Source organism: Streptomyces sp. SAS_270 (genome assembly GCF_052543295.1).
Genome location: NZ_JBMNDS010000014.1, coordinates 82803 through 107748 on the forward strand (window position 1 = coordinate 82803; position 24946 = coordinate 107748).

Here is a 24946-nt window from a genome sequence, read left to right on the forward strand (position 1 = left end):
CAGGGGGGATCGCGGCACGGCGCCCCGGGGGTGGGGGACGCCGCGCCGTGATGTCGTACGGGGTGCGGGAGTTGAGTGACCGTCAGCCGAGGACGGCGAGGACGTCGATCTCGACGAGGAGTCCGGCGGGCAGACCGACGTACACGGTCGTGCGGGCGGCGGGGGGCGCGGTGAGGCCCTGCTCCTCGAAGTAGGTGTTGTAGATGCCGTTCATCTCGGCGAAGTGGTCGACGTCCGTGAGGTAGACGCGGATCATCATCGCGTCGTCCCAGCTCGCCCCGCCCTCCTCGAGGATGGCCTTGACGTTGGCGAGGGTCTGGAGGGTCTGCTCGCGCAGGGTGGGCCCGGCGGGCGTGGGCGGCCTGCCCTCCTCGGCGGGCAGGAAGCCGACCTGGCCGGCGACCTGGAGGACGTTCCCCTTCCTGACGCCGTGCGAGAACTTGGCGGGCGGGGTGGTGTGGGTCTTCGGGGTGAGGGCGATCTTGTCTGTCATTCCTGTGGGGCTTCCTTGGTCGGGGTGCGGCCGGAGTACTCACCGCTGATGGCGTCCGCCGTGCGGCGGACCAGTGGGAGCAGCGTGAGGAGTTCGTCGGCGGTGACGACGACGTTGGGTGCGGAGAGGGACATCGCGGCGACGACACGGCCGTCGGCACCGCGGATCGGGGCGGCCACGCAGTTGATGGACTCCTCGTGGCCACCGAGGTCGGTGGCCCAGCCCTGTTCGCGCACCGTCGCCAACTCCCGGACGAAAGCGGCGGCGTTGGGGATCGAACGGGCCGTGTACATGGGGTAGTCGAACTTCTCGGCGAGGGCGCGGCGCTCGGCTTCGGGGAGGTCGGCGAGGAGGAGTTTCGCCACGGCGGCGACGGTGATGGCGACGGGCTTGCCGATCCGTGAGTACATGCGCACGGGGTAGCGGCTCTCCACCTTGTCGATGTAGAGGACCTCGCCCTCCTCGTACACCGCGAGGTGCACGGTGTGCCCGCACTGCTCGTTGAGGCGTACGAGATGGGGGTGGCCGATCTCGCGGATGTCCAGGTTCTCGACGGCTTCCTGGGCGAGGGCGAAGAGCCGGGCGCCGAGGCGGTAGCGCTGGTCGGACTGGCGGTAGACGAGTCCGTGCTCGTGCAGGGTGCGCAGGAGCCGGAGCGCCGTGGACTTGTGGACGCCGAGGCGTTCGGCGACCTGCCCGAGATCGGCGGGTCCCTCGGCGAGCAGCGGCAGGATGCTCAGCGCTCGGTCGACGGTCTGGCTCATGGGATGCGTACCTCCTCCGTGGCCCGCGATACGGCTTCGGTCCAGCCGGGGCCGAGTCGAAGTGTCTCCCACGCCCCCTCGTCGAGAGCGGCCAGCCGGTCGGCGTGGTCCCGGCCCGGCGGCGTACCGAGGTCACCGGCGACCGTGAGCGCGGCAGCGGCCATGAGGTGCCCGTGCCGGAGCCGCTCCCGGGCGGACAGCCCACGAAGGGTCGCGGACAGGAACCCGGCGGCGAAGGCGTCCCCGGCGCCGACGGGGGCGACGACGTCGACGTGCAGGGCGGGGACGAAGGTGGCGGTGTCGCCGTCGAAGAGGGTGGCGCCCCGTGCGCCCTCCTTGACGACCAGCACGCGCGGCTCGGGGAGCAGGGCGCGCACCGCGGCCGGGCCGCCCGTGACGCCCCACGCCGCCTCGGCCTCGTCCTCGCCCACGAAGACGAGGTCGCTGCCGCGCGCGAGGCCGAGCAGGACGCGTGGGGCCTCGCCGTCCCGCCAGAGTCCGGGGCGGTGGTTGACGTCGAAGGAGACGAGCGGGCGGCCCGGTCCGCGGGTGGTGAGCTCCCGCATCAGGGCCAGGCAGTCGGCGGACAGGGCTGCCGTGATGCCGGACAGGTGCAGGACGCGGCCCGCGCGGACGGCGGCCAGGTCCACGTTGTCCGCGGCCATCGCGGAGGCGGCGGATCCGGCCCGGTAGTACGCCACCTCGTGGGCGTCGCTCGCGCGGTCGCCCGCCGTGCGGAAGTAGATCCCGGTCGGGCGGGCAGGATCGCGGCGTACGGCGGAGGTGTCGACGCCGTACGAGGCGATCGTCTCCACCAGGTGGTCGCCGAACCCGTCGTCGCCGACCCGGCCGATCCAGCGCGCCGTGTGCCCGGCGGAGGCGAGCACGCAGGCCACGTTGGACTCGGCGCCGCCGATCCCGCGGCCGAAGGACGGCACGTCGGCGAGGCGGCCGGGCCGGGAGGGGAGGAACGTGACCATGGACTCGCCGAGCGCCACGACGTCGAAAGCGTCGTGGGGCGCGGCATCTGCGGGTCCGTTGGTGGTCACGATGGTTCGGTCTCCCGGTTCTCGGGGCCAACGACACCGTTGACCCTGCGTTGGCCGAGATGTTAGACAGCAGTGAGCACTACACGCAATGAGCGTTGCACATGATGCAACTGACCTCATCAGGGAGACTTCATGGCAGCCGGCAGCCCCGCTGAGTCCCAGGAAGCACTCGCCCGCCTGGCGGCGGAGCGCGTCGACCACCGCTTCAAGGGCCTCCCGCCGGACGCGGACGGCCTGACCGTCGGCGCGCTGGCCGCCCAGCGCCGGAACCTCTTCACGGACGGCTTCACCACCCCCGTCCTCGCCCTCTCCGCCGAACGCCTGCGGCACAACCTGGAACTCATGGAGACGTACGCGGCCCGCCACGGCCTCGTCTTCGCGCCGCACGGCAAGACCTCGATGGCCCCGCAGCTCTTCCGCCGCCAGATCGAGCACGGCGCCTGGGGCATCACGCTCGCCGTGCCCCACCAGGTGCGCGTGGCACGGGAGTTCGGCATCGACCGGATCTTCCTCGCGAACGAACTCGTCGACGCGGCGGCGCTGCGCTGGATCGCCGCGGAGCTGGCCGAGGACGCGGACTTCCGCTTCATCTGTTACGTCGACTCCGTGCGCGGCGTCGAGCTGATGGACGCCGCGCTGCGCGGGACGCCCCGCCCCCTCGACGTCGTCGTGGAACTCGCCGCCGGCGAAGGCGCGCGCACCGGCGTCCGAACGGAGGCGGAGTGCGCGGTGATCGCGGACGCGGTGGCCCGGGCGACGACGCTCCGGCTGGTCGGCGTCGCCGGCTACGAGGGCGAGGTGCCGCGGGCCGACCCCGAGCGCGTGCACGCCTGGCTGCGCCGGCTGACCGCCCTGGCCGCGGACTTCGACAAGGCGGGTCGCTTCACCGCGAGCGGCGTCGAGGAGATCGTCGTCAGCGCGGGCGGCAGCGCCTGGTTCGACGCGGTGGCCGACGTCTTCGCCGAGATCCCCGAACTCTCCCTGCCCGTCCTGAAGTTGCTCCGCTCGGGCGCCTACGTCTCGCACGACGACGGCCACTACCGCAAGCTGACACCGTTCACCCGCGTCCCGGAGGAGGGCGCGCTGCACCCCGCCTTCCGCCTCTGGGCGCAGGTCGTCTCCCGCCCCTCCCCCGAGCAGGCCTTCGTCAACGCGGGCAAGCGCGACGCGGCGTACGACCTGGACCTGCCGCTCGCGCAGGTGGTACGCCGGGACGGTGCCGAGCGCCCGGCCACCGGGGTCTCCGTGACCGCCCTCTCCGACCAGCACGCCTGGCTGCGCACGACGCCACAGGCCGATCTGGAGGTGGGCGACTGGCTGGGCATGGGCCTGTCCCACCCGTGCACGTCCTTCGACAAGTGGCAGCTGATCCCGCTGGTCGAGGCGGACGGCACCGTCGTCGACTACATCCGCACGTACTTCTAGGAGGGGCCGTGGAGGAGCTCGTCATCCGGGACGCGGACGTCGTGGACGGCAGCGGTGAGCCGTCGTACCGCGCCGACGTGGTGATCGACGACGGCAGGATCGTCGCCATCGTCAAGGAGGCCGCGGCGGCGGGCTGTCTGCGCCCCACGGCGCGCCGCGAGGTGGACGCCGAGGGCCTGGTCCTCTCCCCCGGCTTCGTCGACATGCACGCCCACAGCGACCTCGCCCTGCTCCGGGACCCGGACCACAGCGCGAAGGCCGCGCAGGGGGTCACCCTGGAGGTGCTGGGCCAGGACGGGCTGTCGTACGCCCCCGTCGACGACCGCACCCTGGCCGAGGTCCGCCGGGCGATCACCGGCTGGAACGGCCACGGCGACGACATCGACTTCGACTGGCGCTCGGTGGGCGAGTACCTGGACCGACTGGATCAGGGGATCGCCGTCAACGCGGCCTATCTGATCCCCCAGGGCACCGTCCGCATGCTCGCCGTCGGCTGGGAGGACCGCGAGGCGACGCCCGGGGAGCTGGACCGGATGCGGCGGCTGGTCGCCGAGGGCATGGAGCAGGGCGCCGTCGGCATGTCGTCCGGGCTGACGTACACGCCCGGCATGTACGCCAAGGACGCCGAACTCACCGAGCTGTGCAGGGTGGTGGCCGAGTACGGCGGCTACTACTGCCCGCACCACCGCTCCTACGGCGCGGGCGCCCTGGAGGCGTACGAGGAGATGGTGGCCCTCACCCGCGAGGCGGGCTGCCCGCTGCATCTCGCGCACGCCACCATGAACTTCGGTGTGAACGAGGGCAGGGCGCCCGATCTGCTCGCCCTCCTCGACAAGGCGCTCGCCGACGGCGCGGACATCAGCCTCGACACCTACCCGTACACGCCCGGCTGCACCACCCTCGCGGCCATGCTGCCCAGTTGGGCGAGCGAGGGCGGCCCGGCGGCGGTCCTCACACGGCTGAGGGACGACGGGAGCGCCGAGCGGATCCGGCACCACATGGAGGTGATCGGCGCGGACGGCTGCCACGGCGTGCCGATCGACTGGGCCACGATCGAGATCTCCGGGGTGAGCGACCCCGCGCTCGCGTCGTACGTCGGCCGGACCGTCCGGGAGTCGGCCGACCTGCGCGGCGAGGCCCCGTGGACGACCGCCCGCCGGCTGCTCGTCGAGGACGGGCTCGGCCCGACGATCCTCCAGCACGTCGGGCACGAGGAGAACGTCCGCGCGATCATGCGGCACCGGGTGCACACCGGTGGCTCCGACGGGATCCTCCAGGGCGACAAGCCGCACCCGCGCGCGTACGGCACCTTCCCGCACTATCTCGGCCACTACGTACGGGAGTTGGGCATCCTGTCGCTGGAGGAGTGCGTCGCCCACCTCACCTCGCGCCCGGCGGCCCGGCTGCGCCTCGCGGACCGCGGGCTGGTGCGCGAGGGATACCGCGCCGACCTCGTCCTCTTCGACCCGGACACGGTCGCGGCCGGGTCGACGTTCGAGGCACCGCGCACCCTGCCGAGCGGCATTCCACACGTCCTGGTCGACGGTCGCTTCGTGATGGAGGACGGGCGTCGGACGGACGTGCTGGCGGGGCGGGCGGTCCGCCGGTCACCTCGGTGAACACCCGCCCCCAAGCGGCTCCGGGGAAGTACGGGTGCGTTCCCGCGTCGTTCGGTGCGTGCTCTCGGCGTGCCGGACGAAGGCCCTCGTAGCGGAGCTACTTGGGCCTTTGGCCGGTGCGGCGAGAGGGCGTGCCGGGCGGCGTGGGGGCGTGCCTGAACTTCCCCGGGGTCGCTTAGGGCTACGGCTTGGGCAGGGTGCACCCGCTGCGGCTCAGGTCGAGCTTGTTGCCGGCCCCGAAGCACGCGGCGATCTGGTAGGTCTCCTCGGCGTAGTTGATGCCCTCGCGGACGGTCACATTGCCGTTGGCGTCGACCTCACAGGGGTTGTTCTCGGTGCAGCGCTGGCCGTCCTCGTTGCCGGTGTTGTTGACGGCGACGACCTTGCCGGTGGCGTTGTCGATGACCGGCGAGCCCGAGGTGCCGCCGATGGTCTGGCAGGCGGAGGTGTAGCGGAGCGAGTCCTTCCAGGTCCAGTCGCCCTCCTTGAGGCGGTAGACGAAGCCGTCGACGTTGCAGGCGTACGTCCGCTTCCAGTACCCGGAGACGACCGTGATGGCGGTCCCGGCGACCGGATGTGTGTCCTGGAGCGTGAGCGCGCTGATGTTGTACGAGCTCTTGATCTGCGCGTACGTGGTGGTGAGCTGGTAGATCGTGACGTCGGTGTCGGTCATCGTCGAGTACGCGACCTTGCTCGCGCGCAGCGTGCCGACCCTCGTGGCCGAGGCGTTGAGCAGACCGAAGCTGCGGCTGGACGCCTGGCCGACGATGACCTCGCCGGGCTCGGGGAAGCCGGTCTCCAGGCAGTGGCCGTTCGTCATCACCAGCGCGGGGTCGGTGTCCGCGGAGCCCGGGAAGCGGACGACGGAGCCGGAGCAGTTGCTGAGCGAGACGGTGCCGGCGAAGTTGACGGCCTTGAGCGTGGGCGCGGTCGCCGCGGCCGGTCTGACGTCGGCCTTGACCGCGGCGGGCGCGGACACGGGCGCCGCGACCGCGGGAGCCATGCCCGCCCCGGTGATCACCAGGGCGAAGAGCGTGGCGACGAGAGGCTTTCTCATGTGGGGGTCCCCTCTTGCGACTTGAGCAGCCGGAGGTCTTCCGGCCACATCCAGTTTTGACATGCGCATTGTGAAGGGAGGGGCGGCAGGGAACAAGGAGTTGTTTCCAGCCGCCGCGGACAAGCTTTTCCGGCCCGGGGCGGCAAGGCCGGAAATATCCGTACGGGCCGACGGTGCGGCGCCGCACTTCTTGCGGACCGGGGCCGGACCCGTCCCGGCGCCGGGCACCGCCCGCGGGCGGCCGGGTCACGCGGGGCCGCTCACCTCGGGCCCTTGGTCGCAGGCCGGCCGCGGCCGCGCCCCTTGGACGACTCGCTCGCGGCCGGAGCCGCGGTGGTCGCCGATGCCGTGGCGGCGGCCGACGCCGTCGCCGCACCCGAGGGGCCGGCGGGCTCCCGGGACTCGCCGGGCGTCGCCGAACCGCTCGCACCGCCGCTCGGCCCCTGCGAGGCGACGGCGGCATCGGAGGGGGAGGCGGTCGCGCCGCCGCCCGGATCGGACTGCCGCGCCGCCGACGAGGACTCCCCCGCACCCGGCGTACCACCGGCCTTGCCGTCCGCGCCCTCCTCGCCCTCCGCGCTCCGCGACGAGGGCGCCGGACTGCCGGAGGGCCTGGAGTCGAAGAGTCCGGCGGCCCCGGCGACGACCAGAGCGGCGCAGACCGCGCAGGCACCGATCACCGCACGGCGCACGGTCCGGTCACGGCCGCGGCGGCGGTCCGGCCGTCCCCCACGAGCGCGGGCGGGGGCACGCCGATGACCGCCACCGCGGCCCTGGGCTCGACCTTCGGCTCGGCCGGCGCCATCGCCCTCGACCTGGCCGGACTCCGCCCCGGACCCGTCGTCGTACACCGGCATCGGCGCCGTGTCCGCGTCCTGCGCGCCACCGGCGTACGCCCCGTCGTCGTACGCGCCCTGCCAGCCGTGCGCGGCGGCCGGATCCGCGTACGCCTCATAGGCCGGCGCCGTCCGGCTGTCGGGGTAGGGGTGGTACACGTTCGGCGCACCCTGCGGCTCACCGGTCTGCTGCGACATGGCGGCGCATTGTAGGGAGAGGAAGGGCTTGCGGCGTAGCGAGGGAAGATAACGGCCCAAAACGCCACGTCTCACGTGGTGAAAAACACGCCCCGCCGAGCGTTACGCGGCCGTAAGCTCACGGACATGCAGGTGATCCAGTCCACGAAGCTCGCCAATGTCTGCTACGAGATCCGGGGGCCGGTTCTCGAGGAGGCGATGCGGCTGGAGGCAGCGGGGCACCGCATCCTCAAGCTCAACACCGGCAACCCGGCCGCGTTCGGGTTCGAGTGCCCGCCCGAGATCCTGGAGGACATCCTCCGCAACGTCTCGTCGGCGCACGGCTACGGCGACGCGAAGGGCCTGCTCGCGGCGCGCCGGGCCGTCGTGATGCACAACCAGACCCTCGGCATCGAGACGGACGTCGAGCACGTCTTCGTCGGCAACGGCGCCTCCGAGCTGATCGTGATGGCCATGCAGGGCCTCCTCGACGACGGGGACGAGGTGCTGATCCCGGCGCCGGACTACCCGCTGTGGACGGCGGCCGTCTCCCTGTCCGGCGGTACGGCGGTGCACTACCGCTGCGACGAGCAGTCCGACTGGATGCCCGACCTCGCGGACATCGAGCGCAAGGTCACCGACCGCACCAAGGCGATCGTCATCATCAACCCGAACAACCCGACGGGTGCGGTGTACGACGAGGCGATGCTGCGCGGGCTGACCGACATCGCCCGCCGCCACAACCTCCTGGTCTGCTCGGACGAGATCTACGACAAGATCCTGTACGACGGCGCGACGCACACGCCGACCGCGGCGATCGCCCCCGACCTGCTGACACTCACCTTCAACGGGATGTCCAAGGCGTACCGGGTGGCGGGCTACCGGGTCGGCTGGATGTCGATCTCGGGCCCGCGGGCGCACGCCGAGTCCTACATCGAGGGCCTGACGATCCTCGCGAACATGCGGCTGTGCGCGAACATGCCGGGCCAGCACGGGGTGGTCGCCGCGCTGAGCGGACGTCAGACCATCAACGACCTGGTCCTGCCCGGCGGGCGGCTCAAGGAGCAGATGGACGTCGCCTACGACCTGCTGACGCAGATCCCGGGCGTGAGTTGTGTACGACCGAAGGGCGCGCTGTACCTGTTCCCGCGGCTGGACCCGAACGTCTTCAAGATCAAGGACGACCGGCAGCTCGTCCTCGACCTGCTGCGCCGCGAGAAGATCATGGTCGTCCAGGGGACGGGCTTCAACTGGCCCGAGCCGGACCACTTCCGCGTGGTCACGCTGCCGACGGTCGGGGACCTGACCGACGCGGTGACCAGGATCGGGAACTTCCTGGACGGCTACGGACAGGCGTAGCCCTCGGACACCCCGGAAGCCCGGCGCTTTCCGACTTCTCTCAACTTTAGACAGAATCTAAGCTAGGATGGTTTCCTGTCAGCACAGGAGGCCATCCCATGTACGAGCCGATCCGCACCAAGTCGGTCCACACGATGGCCGGCACCCCCTCGGACTTCCCCCACCGGTCGCGCGAGGAGGAGCTGGACATCCAGCTCGCCGGTCACCTCGCCGCACTGCTGGCGGTGACGGACGAACTGCGCGCACTCGCCCCCTCCGACGACCTTGACGCCGCCGCCGAGCGGCTCGCGTCGCAGGTGGCCCGGCTGCGCGCCGGGCTGCCGCCGGTGCGGTCGTCGGCGGTCGCCGAACCGCGCGCCGCCGCCCTCCACGAGCGCGCCCACGCCCTCGCCGGCCGCGCCCTGCTCGTCGCCGCGTCCCGCGCGGACACGGCGGCCGCGATCCTCGCCGCCGAGCGCATGGACGCCCACGCGGCGGCCGGCGACCCCCGCGAACTCGCGGCGCACTGAGCCCGAGGGCTCCCCCGAACGGCCCCGGTCCGCGTGCACCCGCAGCGACGCGCGGACCGGGCGCCACAGTCCCCCAGGCCCTGTCGCCCGCTCAACGGGAACTCCCGGTTCCCGTTGCATACCGGGATCAGGGTGTCACCCAGCGTTCACCCCCGCCCTGGGGAACGTTCCGTTCCGAGGCGCACTCTCCCGGTGTGAGACGTATCGCAGGGATCGTCCTGGCGGTGCTGTTGATCGGCGGAGTGGTAGCAGCCGTCGTCGCAGGCCGCGATGGTCAGGACAAGAGCACGGCAACGAAGACCGTGCAAGGAGTGATCGGATCGGAGAAGGCGGAGTTCTTCGCCGATCCCGACGTGGTGAAGGCCCTCGCTGCCAAGGGCTACACCGTGAAGACGGAGACCTCCGGGTCGTGGGCCATGGAGGGGTTGAACCTCAAGGGGTACGACTTCGCGTTTCCGTCCAGCAAGGCGCCCGCCGACGAGCTCGCCGCCAAGTACCACGTACGGCAGCCGTTGCCGCGGCCCTTCTACTCGCCGCTCGTCGTCGTGGCCCACCGCAGCGCCGCCGAGGTGCTGGAGACCAACGGACTGGCGAGCGCGGGCAAGGGCACCGGCACGCTGAAGATGGCCGAGTACCTGAAGGCGGCCGAGCACGACCGGACATGGCAGCAGCTCAAGGGGGCGGACAGGCACGGTGAGTTGAGCGGCACGCTCTACATCGCCAGCACCGACCCCCGCAGCTCCAACTCCGGCGCGCTCTACCTCGCCGCGGCCTCGTACGTCGCCGACGGCGGGCGCGTGGCCGCGGACAGCGCCGCGATCGACCGTACGGCGCCCCTGATGCGGAAACTGATCAGCGTCCAGGGGGCACAGCAGACCAGCACGGACGCGGCGTTCAGGGACTTCGTCAGCGGCGCGGGCAACCCGCTCGTCCTCGTGTACGAGTCGCAGGTCGCCTCCCTGCTCACCCAGGGCCGGCGCGTCGACGACCTCACGGTCCTCTACCCCGACACCACGGCGAACAGCGACCACACGGTCGTACCGCTGACGCCGCAGGGCCGGGCCCTCGGTGAACTCCTCAGCACCGACCCGGTGTTGCGCAAGCTCGCCGTACGGCACGGGTTCCGGCCGCAGGGCGCGACCGCGGAGTTCACGGCGGCCACCGCCGGCCACACCACGTATCTCAACCAGACGCTGACCGGCGTCCGGCAAGCGCCCGTGCCCGCCTCCAAGGTGCTGCACGAGATGGCGCGCCGGGCCGGGAATCAGTAGGGGGACAGCACCACATGACAACCGAGGACACCTTCACTCTCACACCGCCCGAGGCCGTGACGCCCGTGCCGCGCGAGAAGGCCGGGGGCCTGGTGCCCGTCGACCCGGCCGTGCACGACGAGATGGCGCGGCGGGCCGAGGAGTACGTGGGCGGGCTCGCCGCTCTGGACGCCCGCTCCCCCGAGTTCGCCGGCAAGGTCGGCGAGATCGCGGGCCTGGGCGCGGGCGAGATGCGGGGAGCCGCCGCGCAGTCCAACCGCATGCTGGAGCGCACGATCCGCAGCCTGCCGGGCAAGGGCGAGGACGCCCAGTCGCACGTCGCGGGCTCGCTCGTCGAACTCCGGCGCGTGGTCGAGGACCTGGACCCGCGGGACCTGTCCGCGAACAAGGGCCGCAAGTTCCTCTCCCGGCTCCCGGGCGGCAACAAGCTGCGCGACCACGTCGCCAAGTACGCCTCCGCACAAGGCACGTTGAACAAGATCGTGGGCTCGCTGCGGGGCGGCCAGGACGAGTTGCGGCGCGACAACGCGGCGCTCGGGACCGAGCGCGTCCGCCTCTGGGAGACGATGGGCAAGCTCCAGGAGTACGTCGTCCTCACCCAGGCCCTGGACACGGCGGTCGAGCAGCACATCACCCAGGTCGAGACCCAGGACCCGGCGCAGGCGGACAGCCTCCGCGCCGACGTGCTCTTTCCCGTCCGCCAGAAGCACCAGGACCTGCTGACCCAGCTCGCCGTGTGCGCCCAGGGCTACCTGGCCATGGACGTCGTACGCCGCAACAACGACGAGCTGATCAAGGGCGTCGACCGGGCGGCCACCACGACGGTCTCCGCACTGCGCATCTCCGTGATGCTGGCCTCCGCGCTCGACAACCAGCGCAAGGTCGTCGACCAGGTCAACGCCCTGCGCGGGACGACGGAGGAGCTGATCCGGGGCAACGCGGAGATGCTCGCCACGCAGTCCGGGGAGATCCAGCGGATCGCCGCCGACCCGGCCGTGGGCGCGGAGACCCTGCGCACCGCCTTCCAGTCGATCTACCGCACGCTCGACGCGATCGACACGTACAAGGCGCAGGCCACCGAGACCATGGCGGCCACGGTGGAGTCCCTGACGGCCGAACTCCAGCACGCGACCGGCTACTTGGAGCGCAGCCGCGCCCAGAGCGCCCTCGAAGGGGGCACTCCGTGAGACTGCGTGTCACCGCCCTCGCGGCCCTCGCCCTGCTGACGGCCTGCACCGCTGAGGGACACACCGGCCCGGGCTCGTCCGGGGCCCCCGAGCCCGGCACCCTGCGCATCCTCGCCTCCAGCGAACTCAGCGACATGGCGCCGATCCTCGAACGCATCCGCAAGGACACCGGCATCAGGGTGAAGCCCACGTACATGGGCACCCTCACCGCCGTGGACCTGCTCGCCGGGGGCAGGGCGGACGGCGCGTACGACGCGCTGTGGCTGTCCTCCAACGACTATCTGCGGCTGCGCCCGGACGCCGCGAAGAAGGTGCTCTCCGAGACGCCCGTCATGTCCAGCCCGGTCGCAATCGGCGTCAAGCCGGACATCGTGCGGGAGTTGGGCTGGAAGCCGGACCTCGTCACCTGGTCACAGGTCGAGAAGGCGGTGGCGGACGGGAAGCTGACGTACGGCATGACCGACCCGGCCCGCTCCAACTCCGGTTTCTCCACCCTGATTTCGGTGGCCTCGGGCCTGTCCGGCGCCCAGTCCGCACTGACGGACACGGACGTGGACAAGGCGACCCCGCAGTTGAAGGCGTTCTTCAAGGGGCAGAAGCTGACGTCGGGGTCCTCGGGCTGGCTGGCGACGGCGTACGAGCGCCGCGGGACCGTCGACGCCCTGCTCAACTACGAGTCGGTCCTGCGGGGCATGAAGGGGCTGACCGTCATCCGGCCCCGCGACGGCGTCGTCACCGCCGACTACCCGCTCTCCTCCCTCACCGCCACCAGCCAGGACACCCGCGACACGGTCCGCCGCCTCACCGAGGCGCTGCGCACCCCGGACGTCCAGCGGCGGATCACCGAGACCACGCTGCGCCGCCCGGTCGTCGCCTCCGTCGCCCCGGCGCCCGGACTCGACACGAGCCGGCGTCGCGAACTCCCCTTCCCCGGCAGCCGGTCGGTCGCCGACCGGCTTCTCGACTCGTACGAGAACAAGCTGCGCCGCCCGTCGCGGACCGTCTACGTCCTCGACACCTCGGGCTCGATGCGCGGCGACCGCCTCGACCGGCTGAAGAAGTCGCTCACCGACCTGACCGGCGACTTCCGCGACCGCGAGGAGGTGACGCTGATGCCGTTCGGGTCGGGGGTCAAGAGCGTCCGCACCCATGTGGTGCGACCTCAGGACCCGAAGTCGGGACTGGCCGCGATCCGCAAGGACACCGAGGCCCTCGACGCCTCGGGCGACACCGCCGTCTACACGTCGTTGGAGAAGGCGTACGAGCATCTGGGCGCCGACGACGACACGTTCACGTCGATCGTGCTGATGACCGACGGGGAGAACACCAAGGGCGCGAGCCCCTCGGAGTTCGACGCCTTCTACGAGCGGCTGCCGGGCGGGCAGCGGGAGATCCCCGTCTTCCCGATCCTGTTCGGCGACTCCGACCGCGCCGAGCTCCAGCACATCGCCGAGCTGACCGGCGGCCGTCTCTTCGACGCCCGGAAGGGCTCGCTCGACGGCGCCTTCGAGGAGATCCGTGCCTACCAGTAGAAGCCCCCTGAGGTATCTGGAGTCCCGCAAGAACCTCACCGGCAGCGCCTGCGGGCTCGCGGGCCTCGCACTGACCTTCACCGGGCTCGCGGGCGTGTACTGGCCCGTCGTCGTCGCCGGGCTCTACGGCGCGGGCGCCCTCCTCGCCCCGCCGGAGCGGCCGCCGCTGCCGGACTTCCCCGACCCGTCCGCCCAACTCGACGAGCTGCGGGGCGACTTCGCCACCCTGCGGGAGTACCTCGCCGGTGTCGACCTGCCGCCCGCCGCCGCCGGCCGTCTCACCGAGCTGACCGAACTCCTCACCGCACTGCTGGACCCCGGCTGGGTCGCCGCGGTGCTCGCGCAGGACCCGGAGGGCATCCACGCGCTGTCCCGTGCCGTGCGGCAGGACATCCCGGAGGCCGTCGACACCTTCGTACGCACCCGCTGGTGGACCCGGCTGACGCCCGGCACCGAACCGCCGGAACGCCATCTGGAACGGCAGTTGACGCTGCTGCACGAGGAGGCCGACCGGCTCGCCGTCGCGCTGCGGGAGACGGAGGCCCGGCGGCAGGAGTCGCACACGCGGTATCTGGAGGACCGGGGACGCTCCGGCTGACGCCGGTCAGTTGATCCTCGCCCCCACCACTGCCGCGACCACCACGACCAGCACGACGACCGCCACCAGAAGCACGGTCTTCAGGGCCCCGAACCGCTTCTCGGACGGTCCGGGTCGAGGGACGTCCGGCGCCGGCACCGACCGGGGCGGCGGCCCGTTGAACACGTCGTGGCCGGTGAGCGCGGCCCGGGTGCACCAGGGGCAGTGCTGCAGATGGGAGCCGTAGGTGTGCAGCGGCCGGTTCGGGCAGACCCGGACCTGGGAGCGCTCCTTGTCGAGGGCGCGCAGCCAGGCCTCCGCCGGGGGCCTGGCCGCCGGGGAGAGGACACCGGCGCCGAAGGCGGCACGGGCCAGGGTGAGCAGGTCGGAGGGGAGCACGGTGGGGTCGATGGTGCCGCGCGGGATGACGACCAGCTCGGGGCGGACGACGTAGGAGCAGCTCGCGGCGATGTTGTCCTTGACGGTCGACTCGGACGCGCTCTCGTGCGGGACGCCCCCGAAGGGGTGGTTGCCGGCCGTCAGCAGCTGGTAGACGAGGATCGCGAGGGCGAAGTCGTCGGTGGCGCGGGTTGCGGGGCCGCCGGCCTGCCGTTCGGGGGACGAGTAGTCGGTGGTGTGCATCAGGCACGGGAAGGGCTCGCCGGTCACCGGGTCGGTGAAGGCGATGGAGTCGCAGTCGAGGAAGGTGACGAAGCCGTTCGCGTCGACCACCACGTTGCTGCTGGAGAAGTCGCCGATGACGAGGTTGTCGTAGTGCATGCGGGCGGTCATGAACGCGAGGTTCCAGGCGACCCCGAGCAGGAAGCGCCAGTCGGCCCGGTCGGGGAAGAGCTTGAGGCGCTGGGCGCGGGTGAACAGGCCGATGAGCTGGACGTGCTGGGGTTCGCCGAAGCGGCGCATGGCGTATCCGAGGAACTCGCCGTGCGCGCCGCGGGCGATCGCGGTGGGCCAGGCCAGCTCGGGCGGCTGGGAGCTGTCGGTGGGGCGCGCGGCGAGCGGGGACATGGTGAGCATCCGGGTCAGCCGGCGTTCCTGTTCGGGGCCCGGCGGTTCGCGGTAGAGCTTGACGACGATGCCGTCGTTGCCGACGACCGGGTAGACGGCCGCCTGGCCACCGCCCTTGAGGGGCAGCTCGGCGAGGGTGACGGGTTTCCCGTCGAGGTACACGGTGAGTCCGCTCATGGCCGCGCCTTCGGCGGCGCTTTGCGCACGGCCCTGAGCAGGGTCTTGTCGTCGGCGTTGAGCGCGGTCAGCCGGTCCGAGCGGAGCAGGGTGGCAAGGCCCTCGTGCGCGTTGTCGGAGACGGGTCCTGGGCTGTCGAGGGAGCGGAACACGGCGTCGACGAAGGAGGTGTTGGGGGTCTGCGGGCCGGTGCCGGGCCGGGCCAGCGCGGCCTGTGCGAGTCCGTCCGTGGACAGCAGGACGCCGTCGATGCCCTCGTCGGAGACGCAGTCGGTGTGCAGCCAGCGGGCCGCGTCCGGCGAGGTCAGAAACACCGTCTCGTTGCTGTACTCGCTGGCGGCGGCCGTCTGCGGCAGCAGATGGAACTGCCGCTCCCCGTCCTCCGTTCCCGCCCGTACGACGACGAAGCCGTCGCCGACGGTGAGATGGCCGAGCCAGCCCGGGGCGAGCACCACGACGGTCAGCGTGGTGGCGAAGTCCGCGGCGTCGGCGCCGGTGTGGTCGAGGAACACCTTGCTGACGTCGTGGAACGCGTCCTCCAGCAACTCGTGGACGGCCGCCCCCGGTTGGCATTCGGCGGCAGCGGAGGCCCGTCGCCCGAAGTGCTCCATGGCCAGGTCGACCGCGAGCCGCGAGCCCTCCTCGGAGCGTGGCCTGCTGCCCGCGCCGTCCGCGACGGCGAGGACCGCCACGGACGGTGTCGCCGTGTACGCGCAGGCGTCCTGGCAGGGCAGACCCTGGCGCCGGTGCCGGTAGCCCTCGACGCTCATGCCGTGGATCCGCCACGGCGAGCGGTGCGTGTCCGTCGCGGCCATCGGTCAGGTTTCCCAGGCCGGACGCTGGGTCTTGAACTGGCTGAAGATCTTCTCGAACACCTCGTCACCCGCACCCTTCTGCTCGGCGTTCGCGCTGGCGGACATCATCTGGAGCAGCTCACGGAACGGGAAGCCCTGCAGGCGGGCGTTGAACTTCGGCGCGAACGCCTGGAGCACCTGCTCCCCCATGTCGGTGATCCCGCCGACACCGATCGCGTACAACCGGAAGCGGCGGGCGCGCTGCTCCTCGGCGAGCACCGGGATCAACCGATGCCAGGAGTCGGTGAGATGACCGGTGCCGTCGGTCGGCAGTCCGTCGGTGACCAGGCAGATCTGCGGCCGGTAGTACTGGAGTCCGGAGGCGCGCAACTCGGCCTTGCGGGCCGCGATGATGTGCATCGACAGCTCCAGCGCCTCCGTCATCAGGGTCACCCCGGCGGCGCCGAGCTGCGGCGGCTGGAACATGTGCGCCGGCAGGAAGGGGCTCACCGGGGTGCGCGGAGGCAGGAGTTGGGGACCGCGCCAGCAGCCGACGCCCTGTCCGCCGAAGGTGACGACGGCGACCTCGACGCTGTAGCTGAGGCTGACGTCGTCGTGCAGCTCACGGGTCCATTCCATGAGCGCGCTGTTGAGCGTCTGTATGGGTGGTCCCGCCATGGAGCTGGAGGTGTCGAGGCACAGCACGAGCGGCAGGCGCTGCGCGTTGTTCTCGAACTCGATGTCGGCGTACTCCGCCGGCATCGTGGGCGGGTATTCGCTGTGCATGGCTTCTCCTGGTGGACCGGTGCGTGGGCCGGGTGCGTGAGCCGGTGCGTGGACCGGCGTGGGTCCGGTGCGTCATCGGGTGGTCATCGGGCGCCCTTGGCGTGCCGTCCGGCGGCGGGCGGGAAGGCGTACAGGACGTCGGAGTCCCGCTCCCGTGCGTCGGTGACGTCGACGAGGCCCCCGGGTGCGGGCGGCGGCCGTCCGGGCTCGGCCCACACGGCCCGGTACAGGATGCGGTCCAGCTCGACATAGCCCTGGGGATGCAGTGCGGTGCGTACGGTCGCCGTGTGGGCCGGGCCCGTCCGGGCGCCGACCTGCCGTCCGTAGCGGGGCGCCGGCGCGACACGCAGCCGGGTGGTGCTCTCGTCGGCGCCGCCGGGGGAGGCGCTTCGTGGGTCGCTGCCGCGGGCGTGTGCGGTCGGCAGCGCGCCGATGCCGGGCGCGGCGAGGGCCCGGCGGGGCGCTGCCGGGGCGCGGGAGCGGTGGACGACGGCAACGAGCGCGGCGAGCAGGACCACGAGAAGGGCGCCCATTCCGCCGATGAGCCAGTCGGGGACGCCGTCCTCGTTCGAGGTGCCGCTCTTGCCGTCCCCGGGTTCCCCGTTGTTGTGCTGACCGGACGACGCGGTCGCCGTGTTGCCCTCGGCCGGCTTGTTGCCGGAGTGGTCGCCGGTGATGGAGTACGTGTGGGTGGAGAGGTCGCCGGTGTTGTACTTGCCGATCAGGTCACTGCCCTTGAGCGGGCCTGTCTGCCGGCCTGCGACGGCCAGCAGGTCGCACAGGTCCTCGGTGTTCTTCGGGTCGCAGACGCCCAGGTCCTCCAGTTGCTGCACGGCTGGCCGGTGCAGCCGTTCGATCACGGCGTCCGGATGCACGAGTCGCTCGCTCGCCATGACGAGCAGCGCCGTTCCGCCCTCGCCCGTGGACCGCTGTCCTCCGGGCACCTGGACCACCAGTCGTGCCCGGTACTTCTTTATCCGCTCCGCGACATCCTTCGGGACCTTCTGGCCGCCGAAGTCCACCGAGTCGTTCAGGTTGACCATGACGGTTCCCTCGTGGATCCGGCTTGACCAGCAGTCGAGCCGCGCCGCGAAGTCCCCCGTGCACGTCGTGTCGTCGACCGCGCCCGCGGATCCCACCGGCACCAGCGCGCACAGCATTCCGAGCAGCACCACGCAGTACAGCGAACGCTTCATGGTCAACCCCCCGTGGCCCAAAGGCGCACCCCCGTGGCCCTGAAAGGCACTCGCCCAATAGTGGCGGTAATGGGTGGGCGCCCGGAAGGGGTCTGCGCCCACCACGGCTTTCACTTCTACAACTTGAACACCTGGTGGCAACGGGAGAACATCTGTCGCGCCCGTTCCACCCAGTCAGTGGCCAAGGCGTCGAAATCCGTCTGGGTCATCCTGCAGGTCAGCGGCAGGTCGCAGACTCCGGCGAGACAGGGGCGCGGACCTCTCACGTCCCACACGGAAAGCATGGGGTTCAATTGTTCGGTATTCCAGGCGTTCGACGCGGCCGCGGCAATGGCGAGTTGGTCCTGACGCAGGTAATGGCCGTCCGTCGCGAACGCGACAAGGAGCCGTTTGGTGGTCATGAATCGCACCGTGACCATCCTTCCCGCCTCCTGGAGATCGAATTGCAGGGAGACGGAAACGGTGTCGTGCGCGGTGTGGTAATTCCTCCGGGCCACCCAGTTCTGGACCAACTGCCGCCAGTGCGTGCCGATTTCGAGGACCTGACCGGGAAGGGGCTCAGCGGTCGCCACGGCTCACCGCCTCGGCGACCATCGCGTCGGTCAGCCCGGCGTCCAGCAGCGCCTGGGCGTGCAGCAGCAGGCAGGAGGAGACCGAGACGCTCGTACTCACGTTGCGGCGGTAGATCAGCTCCTTCGTCTTCACCTTGATGCTCCGGGCCACGTTGGGCGGCGGCCAGGCCGCGGTCTTGGGGTGTTCGTCCAGCAGCTCCGCGAGGAGGTCGTCCAGGAGGGGCCGGTCCTCGGGCCGCTTCGCCAGGCAGTGCGCGATCACGTCGCACAATCCCTGGGGTACGCCGTCGAGTTGGGGCTCCTCGTGCGCGACCCGGTAGCGCACCGCCTCCCCGCTTCCGTGCGGTGGGCGGCCCGTGAGGGCGTACACCAGCACTCCGCCGAGCGAGAAGACATCGCTGGGCGCGCCGACCCGGGCCCCGGTGACCTGCTCCGGCGACATGAACGGCGGTGTGCCCACCACGACGCCGACCTGGGTGAGGCCGGGCGTGCCGTCGACACGGGAGATACCGAAGTCGATGACGCGCGGACCGTCGGAGGCGAGCAGCACGTTCGCCGGTTTCAGATCGCGGTGGATCACATGGGCGGCGTGGATCGCCTGGAGCGCCTCGACCAGGCCCGCGCCGAGCCGGCGCACCTGGGGTTCGGGCAGCGGCCCGTCGGTGCGCACCGCCTCGGCGAGCGAGGGCCCGGGGACGTACATGGTGGCCAGCCACGGCAGTTCGGCCTCCGTGTCCGCGTCGACCACGGCCGCGGTGTACGCGCCGCTCACCTTCCGCGCGGCCGCGACCTCGTGGGCGAACCGCGCCCTGAACTCGGCCTCCGCCGCGAGCTCCTGGCGCACCACCTTGACCGCGACTTCCTTGCCGGCCCGCGTACGGCCGAGATACACCCATCCCATCCCACCGGAACCGAGCCGCCCCACGATCTGGTACGGACCCACCTGCATGGGATCACTGACCGGCGTGCGCACCCCCGCTCACCTCATTTCGGCTTTCGCTGCACGATGTCAGGAGTGTCCCTCGATTCTCCGGCTTTTTCAGCCAGTCGGGAGCCCCTTCAGCCCTCCGGGCAGCCGAAAGAGCCGGGGCCCCGCACACCGTGGTGCGGGCCCCCGGCTCCCGGGTCTGCTGTCACCGCGGCCGGCCTTGACGACGTCGCAGGTCAGGGCAACTCCGGCCGGCCGCGGAGTTCGAAGGGGGCGTCAGCCCAGGCGCTTGACCAGCGCGCGGTACTCGTCCCACAGCTCCTTCGGCGTGTGGTCGCCGAAGGTGTTGAGGTGCTCGGGCACGAGCGAGGCCTCCTCGCGCCACACCTCCTTGTCGACCGTGAGCAGGAAGTCCAGCTCGGACTCGGAGAGGTCGAGGCCCTCGGTGTCGAGGGCACCCTTGGCCGGCAGCACACCGATCGGCGTCTCGACGCCCTCGGCCCTGCCGTCCAGCCGGTCCACGATCCACTTCAGGACACGGCTGTTCTCGCCGAAGCCGGGCCAGACGAACTTGCCCTCGTCGTTCTTGCGGAACCAGTTGACGTAGTAGATCTTCGGCAGCTTGGACTGGTCCTTGTCCTTGGCCACGTCGATCCAGTGACCCATGTAGTCGCCCATGTTGTAGCCGCAGAACGGCAGCATGGCGAAGGGGTCGCGGCGCAGTTCGCCGACCTTGCCCTCGGCGGCGGCGGTCTTCTCGGAGGCGACGTTCGCGCCGAGGAAGACGCCGTGGTTCCAGTCGAAGGACTCGGTCACCAGCGGCACCGCGGTGGCGCGGCGGCCGCCGAAGAGGATCGCCGAGATCGGCACGCCCTTGGGGTCCTCCCACTCGGGCGCGATGATCGGGCACTGCGAGGCGGGGGTGGTGAAGCGGGCGTTGGGGTGGGCGGCCGGACGGTACCCATTTGCTTCGCGGGCGGACTCCGGGGTCCAGTCGTTGCCCTTCCAGTCCGTCAGATGCGCCGGAGTCTCCTCCGTCATGCCCTCCCACCAGACGTCGTTGTCGTCCGTCAGCGCGACGTTGGTGAAGACCGAGTTGCCCCACAGGGTCTTCATGGCGTTGGCGTTGGTGTGCTCACCGGTGCCCGGCGCGACGCCGAAGAACCCGGCCTCGGGGTTGATGGCGTACAGCCGGCCGTCCTCGCCGAACCGCATCCACGCGATGTCGTCGCCGATCGTCTCGACCGTCCAGCCGCGCACCGTCGGCTCCAGCATGGCGAGGTTGGTCTTGCCGCAGGCGCTCGGGAAGGCGGCGGCGACGTACTTCGACTCGCCCTGCGGGGGCGTCAGCTTGAGGATCAGCATGTGCTCGGCGAGCCAGCCCTCGTCGCGCGCCATGACGGAGGCGATGCGCAGGGCGTAGCACTTCTTGCCGAGCAGCGCGTTGCCGCCGTAGCCCGAGCCGTACGACCAGATCTCGCGGGTCTCGGGGAAGTGCGAGATGTACTTCGTGGAGTTGCACGGCCACGGGACGTCGGCCTCGCCGTCCTCCAGCGGCGCTCCGAGCGTGTGCACAGCACGCACGAAGAAGCCGTCGGTGCCCAGCTCGTCCAGGACCGCCTGACCCATGCGGGTCATGGTGCGCATGGACACGGCGACGTAGGCGGAGTCGGTGATCTCGACGCCGATCGCGGAGAGCTCCGAGCCGAGCGGGCCCATGCAGAACGGGACGACGTACATGGTGCGGCCGCGCATCGAGCCGCGGAAGACACCCTTCTCACCGCTGAAGATCTCCCGCATCTCCGCGGGGGCCTTCCAGTGGTTGGTCGGGCCGGCGTCCTGCTCCTTCTCGGAGCAGATGAACGTCCGGTCCTCGACCCGCGCGACATCGGTCGGGTCGGAGGCGGCGTAGTACGAGTTCGGGCGCTTGATCGGGTCGAGCTTCTTGAAGGTGCCCTTGCGGACGAGCTCCTCGCTCAGTCGCTCGTATTCGGCCTCGGATCCATCACACCAGACCACGTTGTCCGGCTGTGTCAGTTCTGCGATCTCGTTCACCCACGAGACCAGCTCTTTGTGGTGGGTGGGCACGGTGGTGGAGGGAGCCGCGATGTCGCGCGCCACGATTGCTCCTAAATGAGGGGTTTTTTTGTTGAGTTGCCCCGTGGGGGCTGCGACCCGGATGCTTCGTGGTGATTGCCCTGGCGCTCATCCGGTGCCGACCGCACTCATTTGATCATCCGACGCCTCTGCGCATATGTCCAGAGGGCCGCACAGTTGAGCGGAGTGACCATCGCCACTCACTGAGAGGTTTCCTGGCGCACATCACAGATTCACCCCGAGTACCCCCGAACGGCCCCGCCACCGCTCGTGAGAGCATGGCCACTATTGACCGTTCATTACGGCGTACTGATACGTAACTTACGGTTCCGTAGGTACGATTCGTTCCATGACTGCGCCCGTCCCCGAAACGGCCAAGGACTCGCCGGCCGACGGCCACGCCGCGATCTCCCTGCCGCACCAGCTCTCGCATCCGACACTGGACGAGGTCAAGCCCAAACTCCGCGGCTGGCTGCACCTGGGCATGTTCCCGGCCGCACTCGTTTCCGGCCTGGTGCTCACCGCCCTCGCCGACTCCACCCGCGCCCGCATCGCCTGCGGGATCTTCGCCCTGACGGCCTGCCTTCTGTTCGGCGTGAGCGCGGTCTACCACCGCGGCACCTGGAGCCCGCGCATGGACGGCATCCTGCGCAGGCTCGACCACGCGAACATCTTCCTGATCATCGCGGGCACGTACACGCCCCTGACGATGCTGCTGCTCCCGGACGCCAAGGGGAAGTGGCTCCTGTGGAGCATCTGGGGCGCCGCGGCGGCGGGCATCGCCTTCCGGGTCTTCTGGGTCGGCGCCCCGCGCTGGCTCTACACCCCCTGCTACATCGCGATGGGCTGGGCGGCCGTCTTCTTCCTCCCCGACTTCCTGCACAAGGGCGGCGTCGCCGTCCTCGTCCTGGTCGTCGTGGGCGGCCTGCTCTACAGCGCGGGCGGCGTGATCTACGGGATCAAGCGCCCCAACCCCTCCCCCCGCTGGTTCGGCTTCCACGAGGTCTTCCACTCCCTCACCCTCGCGGCGTTCGCCGTGCACTACATCGGCATCTCGCTGGTGGCCTACCGGCAGGGGTGATCCCCGCGCCAGCTCCGTCCGGCCTTTCCGACGCGCCCCTCTTCAGTGGCCGTGGCTTCGAAGCCACGGCCACTTCTGCGTGCCCGGAAAGGTGACACGGCCACTGCTGCGTGACCGGACAAGCGCCATCCGCAGGCGTACATCTTGACATCGACTATCTTTTGACAGCTACTCTCATTTCATGGTTACTATCACTCAGCACGACGGGACGCGGCCCGACCCCCGCCGCTGGTGGGCCCTCGGGGCCCTGGTCGCGAGCATGCTCGTGCTCGGCTTCGACACGACGATCCTCAACGTGGCGCTCCCGACGATGGCCCGGGACCTGGGCGCCTCCACCGGCGAGCAGCAGTGGATGGCCGACGCGTATCTCATCGTCTTCGCCGCGCTGATGCTCCCCGCCGGGCTGCTCGGTGACCGCTTCGGCCGGCGCCGGATGCTCATCACGGGTCTCGGGATCTTCCTCGCCGGATCGCTCCTCGGCGCCCTCGCCGACGGCGTCACGCCGGTCGTCGTCGCCCGTGGCGTGATGGGCATCGGCGGCGCGCTCGTGATGCCGCTCGCCATGGCCGTCCTGCCCTCGCTCTTCGGTCCCGACGAGCGCCCCAAGGCCGTGGGCGCCGTCTCGGCCGCCTCCGCGCTGGGCCTGCCGCTGGGCCCGATCATCGGCGGCTGGCTCCTGAACCACTTCTGGTGGGGCTCGGTCTTCCTGGTCAACGTCCCGATGGCCGCAATCGGCATCGCCGCCTGCGTCCTGCTGCTCCCCGAGACCCTCCCCCACTCTCAACTTCGTTCGAGCGGGGGGACCCCCATCCCCGCCGCCCCCAAGGTCGACGCCGTCTCCACCGCGCTCACCGCGGCCGGCCTCGGCATCCTGATCTACGCGATCATCGAGGCCCCGCACCGCGGCTGGGGCGACCCGCTGATCCTCGCCTTCTTCGCGGGCTCCGCCACCCTGGTCACGCTCCTCGTCCTGCGCGAGCGGCGCAGCGCCCGGCCGATGCTGGACCTGTCCCTGCTCGCCCAGCGCGGCTTCCTGCTGAACACGCTCGCCGCGACCCTGGTCATGTTCGTGCTGTCGGGGCTGATGTTCGTGCTGCCGCAGTATCTGCAGGCGGTCCTCGGGCAGGACGCGCTCGCCACCGGGGTGCGGATGCTGCCGATGATGGCCGGGCTGCTGGTGGCCGCGAAGGGAGCGGGACCGCTGGTCGCGAGGTTCGGGCCGCGTGCGGTGATCAGCGGGGCGCTGGTCGCGCTCGCCTTCGCCGGGTTCCTCGGCAGCCGTACGAGCGTCGGCGACGGCTACGGCTTCACCGCCGTGTGGCTGTCGGTCGCCGGACTCGGCTTCGGGTTCGCCGTCGTCCCCGCGATGTCCGCGGCCCTCGGCGCACTGCCCCGCGACCGGGCCGGCAGCGGCTCCGGGCTGCTGATGACCGTGCGCCAGGTGGGCGGCGCGGTCGGCATCGCCCTGCTGGGCTCGCTGCTCGCGAGCGCGTACGCCGACCGGCTCGACACCGCAGGGCTGCCGCACGCGGCCGCCGCCACCGCCGGGGACTCCGTGGTCGGCGCCCATGTGGTCGCGGCCCGGCTCGGCGACCGGGCCCTCGCGGCCTCCGCCGACACCGCCTACCTGCACGGAATGGACCTGGTCCTGCTGGTCACCGGGATCGCCGCGCTCGTCACCGCGCTGCTGGCCGCGGCCCTGCTGCCCAACCCCGCTCCTGCCGTCCGGCCCGCCCTCTCCGAGGACACCGCCATGGCCCCGGCTGCGAGGGATGCCGGACAATGACCGGCATGGCCGCCACCGCACACAGCTCGTCCACCGCCGCGGGGCCCCAGCAGGGGCTTCGCGAGCGGAAGAAGATGAAGACCCGCATCGCGATCCGCGACGCGACGTACCGGCTGATCCAGGAGCAGGGGTACGACGCGACCACGATCGAGCAGATCGCGGAGGCGGCCGAGGTCTCCCCGTCCACGGTGTTCCGCTACTTCCCGACCAAGGAGGACATCGTCCTCACCGACGAGTACGACCCGGTCATCGAGCAGGAGCTGACGGAGCGCCCCGCCGACGAGCCGTGGATGGACTCGCTGCGGTACGCCATGAACAAGGCGGTCGGTGTCGGTGTCGCCGACGAGCCCGACGTGACCCGGCTGCGCACCCGGCTGATGGTCGAGGTGCCCGCGGTGCGCTCGCGGATGATGGAGAGCATGTCGGTCACCGGCCGCATGCTGTGCCGGATCATCGGGCAGCGCACCGGCCTGGACCCGGACGGCCTGGAGGTACGGGTCTTCGCGATGTCCCTCATCGGCGGGCTGATGGAGACCTCCCTGTACTGGGCGGAGACCGGCCACCAGGAGGACTTCGCCGGCCTCGTCGACCGCACCCTGACCGTCCTGGAACACGGCCTGCCCACCGGAAATCCCTGAGGCCCCGCGC

General features: G+C 71.1%; 23 protein-coding genes. 11 read left to right on the forward strand and 12 right to left on the reverse strand.

All coding sequences use genetic code 11. The annotated features are described in order from the left end of the window. Nucleotides 1-82: 82 nt before the first annotated feature. The 3 genes from ACN6LB_RS12660 to ACN6LB_RS12670 are packed head-to-tail and all read right to left on the reverse strand — an operon-like array spanning nucleotide 83 to nucleotide 2306. A complete protein-coding gene (locus ACN6LB_RS12660) occupies nucleotides 83-493 on the reverse strand; it encodes a RidA family protein (protein WP_445025895.1) in 411 nt (136 codons plus the stop codon). Then, entirely contained in the window at nucleotides 490-1257 is a 768-nt protein-coding gene (locus ACN6LB_RS12665; RefSeq protein ID WP_445025896.1) for an IclR family transcriptional regulator, read from the reverse strand. Before ACN6LB_RS12665 ends, ACN6LB_RS12660 begins: the two co-directional genes overlap by 4 nt. Then, nucleotides 1254-2306 (reverse strand): sugar kinase, encoded by a 1053-nt coding sequence (locus ACN6LB_RS12670; protein ID WP_356142721.1) that lies wholly within the window; start codon nucleotides 2304-2306, stop codon nucleotides 1254-1256. Before ACN6LB_RS12670 ends, ACN6LB_RS12665 begins: the two co-directional genes overlap by 4 nt. 132 nt (nucleotides 2307-2438) lie before the next feature. Between ACN6LB_RS12670 and ACN6LB_RS12675 the strand changes: the two genes are divergently transcribed. Further along, on the forward strand, nucleotides 2439-3731 hold the full coding sequence (locus ACN6LB_RS12675; RefSeq protein ID WP_445025897.1) for an amino acid deaminase: 1293 nt from the start codon (nucleotides 2439-2441) through the stop codon (nucleotides 3729-3731). An 8-nt stretch (nucleotides 3732-3739) separates the two neighbouring features. After that, complete coding sequence (locus tag ACN6LB_RS12680) at nucleotides 3740-5350, forward strand: N-acyl-D-amino-acid deacylase family protein (RefSeq protein WP_445025898.1); 1611 nt, start codon at nucleotides 3740-3742, stop codon at nucleotides 5348-5350. 181 nt (nucleotides 5351-5531) lie between these two features. Here the strand turns inward: ACN6LB_RS12680 and ACN6LB_RS12685 are convergent, their stop codons facing one another. Then, a complete protein-coding gene (locus ACN6LB_RS12685; protein WP_445025899.1) occupies nucleotides 5532-6407 on the reverse strand; it encodes a S1 family peptidase in 876 nt (291 codons plus the stop codon). Nucleotides 6408-6667: 260 nt separating this feature from the next. Continuing rightward, nucleotides 6668-7441: a hypothetical protein gene (locus tag ACN6LB_RS12690; RefSeq protein WP_445025900.1), complete on the reverse strand. Its 774-nt coding sequence runs from the start codon at nucleotides 7439-7441 to the stop codon at nucleotides 6668-6670. 126 nt (nucleotides 7442-7567) lie between these two features. Here ACN6LB_RS12690 and ACN6LB_RS12695 point away from each other — a divergent pair, with 126 nt between their 5' ends. The 6 genes from ACN6LB_RS12695 (at nucleotide 7568) to ACN6LB_RS12720 (ending at nucleotide 13876) form a co-directional block, all read left to right on the forward strand. Next, nucleotides 7568-8779, forward strand: a complete 1212-nt coding sequence (locus ACN6LB_RS12695) for a pyridoxal phosphate-dependent aminotransferase (RefSeq protein ID WP_356149628.1) — start codon at nucleotides 7568-7570, stop codon at nucleotides 8777-8779. 98 nt (nucleotides 8780-8877) lie between these two features. Next, nucleotides 8878-9288, forward strand: coding sequence for an SCO4983 family protein (locus ACN6LB_RS12700; RefSeq protein ID WP_445025901.1), 411 nt, complete (start codon nucleotides 8878-8880; stop codon nucleotides 9286-9288). Between the two features lie 194 nt (nucleotides 9289-9482). After that, nucleotides 9483-10559, forward strand: a complete 1077-nt coding sequence (locus ACN6LB_RS12705; RefSeq protein WP_445025902.1) for a hypothetical protein — start codon at nucleotides 9483-9485, stop codon at nucleotides 10557-10559. A 14-nt stretch (nucleotides 10560-10573) separates the two neighbouring features. Then, complete coding sequence (locus ACN6LB_RS12710; RefSeq protein ID WP_445025903.1) at nucleotides 10574-11746, forward strand: toxic anion resistance protein; 1173 nt, start codon at nucleotides 10574-10576, stop codon at nucleotides 11744-11746. Next, nucleotides 11743-13278, forward strand: a complete 1536-nt coding sequence (locus ACN6LB_RS12715) for a substrate-binding and vWA domain-containing protein (protein WP_445025904.1) — start codon at nucleotides 11743-11745, stop codon at nucleotides 13276-13278. Before ACN6LB_RS12710 ends, ACN6LB_RS12715 begins: the two co-directional genes overlap by 4 nt. Before the next feature lie 7 nt (nucleotides 13279-13285). Then, a complete protein-coding gene (locus ACN6LB_RS12720; protein WP_445025933.1) occupies nucleotides 13286-13876 on the forward strand; it encodes a hypothetical protein in 591 nt (196 codons plus the stop codon). Between the two features lie 6 nt (nucleotides 13877-13882). Here the strand turns inward: ACN6LB_RS12720 and ACN6LB_RS12725 are convergent, their stop codons facing one another. From ACN6LB_RS12725 to ACN6LB_RS12755, 7 genes are all read right to left on the reverse strand, one after another. Continuing rightward, on the reverse strand, nucleotides 13883-15058 hold the full coding sequence (locus ACN6LB_RS12725; protein WP_445025905.1) for a hypothetical protein: 1176 nt from the start codon (nucleotides 15056-15058) through the stop codon (nucleotides 13883-13885). After that, nucleotides 15055-15873: a PP2C family serine/threonine-protein phosphatase gene (locus ACN6LB_RS12730; RefSeq protein WP_356148183.1), complete on the reverse strand. Its 819-nt coding sequence runs from the start codon at nucleotides 15871-15873 to the stop codon at nucleotides 15055-15057. The genes ACN6LB_RS12725 and ACN6LB_RS12730 overlap by 4 nt, the downstream gene beginning before the upstream one ends. A gap of 3 nt (nucleotides 15874-15876) precedes the next feature. Further along, the gene (locus ACN6LB_RS12735) at nucleotides 15877-16638 is read right to left on the reverse strand and encodes a vWA domain-containing protein (protein WP_356148188.1); all 762 of its coding nucleotides are present in this window, start codon (nucleotides 16636-16638) and stop codon (nucleotides 15877-15879) included. A gap of 83 nt (nucleotides 16639-16721) precedes the next feature. Then, nucleotides 16722-17834 carry a hypothetical protein gene (locus ACN6LB_RS12740; RefSeq protein ID WP_445025906.1) on the reverse strand — a complete coding sequence of 371 codons (1113 nt, stop codon included), beginning with the start codon at nucleotides 17832-17834 and terminating at the stop codon, nucleotides 16722-16724. A 116-nt stretch (nucleotides 17835-17950) separates the two neighbouring features. Next, on the reverse strand, nucleotides 17951-18406 hold the full coding sequence (locus ACN6LB_RS12745) for a hypothetical protein (protein WP_356148200.1): 456 nt from the start codon (nucleotides 18404-18406) through the stop codon (nucleotides 17951-17953). Beyond that, nucleotides 18393-19355 (reverse strand): serine/threonine-protein kinase, encoded by a 963-nt coding sequence (locus ACN6LB_RS12750; RefSeq protein ID WP_356148203.1) that lies wholly within the window; start codon nucleotides 19353-19355, stop codon nucleotides 18393-18395. The genes ACN6LB_RS12745 and ACN6LB_RS12750 overlap by 14 nt, the downstream gene beginning before the upstream one ends. A gap of 255 nt (nucleotides 19356-19610) precedes the next feature. After that, nucleotides 19611-21455, reverse strand: coding sequence for a phosphoenolpyruvate carboxykinase (GTP) (locus ACN6LB_RS12755; protein WP_445025907.1), 1845 nt, complete (start codon nucleotides 21453-21455; stop codon nucleotides 19611-19613). A 325-nt stretch (nucleotides 21456-21780) separates the two neighbouring features. On the opposite strand from ACN6LB_RS12755, the gene trhA reads away from it, so the two are divergent. The 3 genes from trhA to ACN6LB_RS12770 all read left to right on the forward strand — a co-directional run bounded on the left by trhA (nucleotide 21781) and on the right by ACN6LB_RS12770 (nucleotide 24936). Further along, nucleotides 21781-22512 carry a PAQR family membrane homeostasis protein TrhA gene (gene trhA / locus ACN6LB_RS12760; RefSeq protein WP_356140896.1) on the forward strand — a complete coding sequence of 244 codons (732 nt, stop codon included), beginning with the start codon at nucleotides 21781-21783 and terminating at the stop codon, nucleotides 22510-22512. 181 nt (nucleotides 22513-22693) lie between these two features. Further along, nucleotides 22694-24298 (forward strand): MFS transporter, encoded by a 1605-nt coding sequence (locus ACN6LB_RS12765; protein WP_445025908.1) that lies wholly within the window; start codon nucleotides 22694-22696, stop codon nucleotides 24296-24298. Next, on the forward strand, nucleotides 24295-24936 hold the full coding sequence (locus ACN6LB_RS12770) for a TetR/AcrR family transcriptional regulator (protein ID WP_445025909.1): 642 nt from the start codon (nucleotides 24295-24297) through the stop codon (nucleotides 24934-24936). Before ACN6LB_RS12765 ends, ACN6LB_RS12770 begins: the two co-directional genes overlap by 4 nt. The last annotated feature ends 10 nt before the right edge of the window (nucleotides 24937-24946 follow it).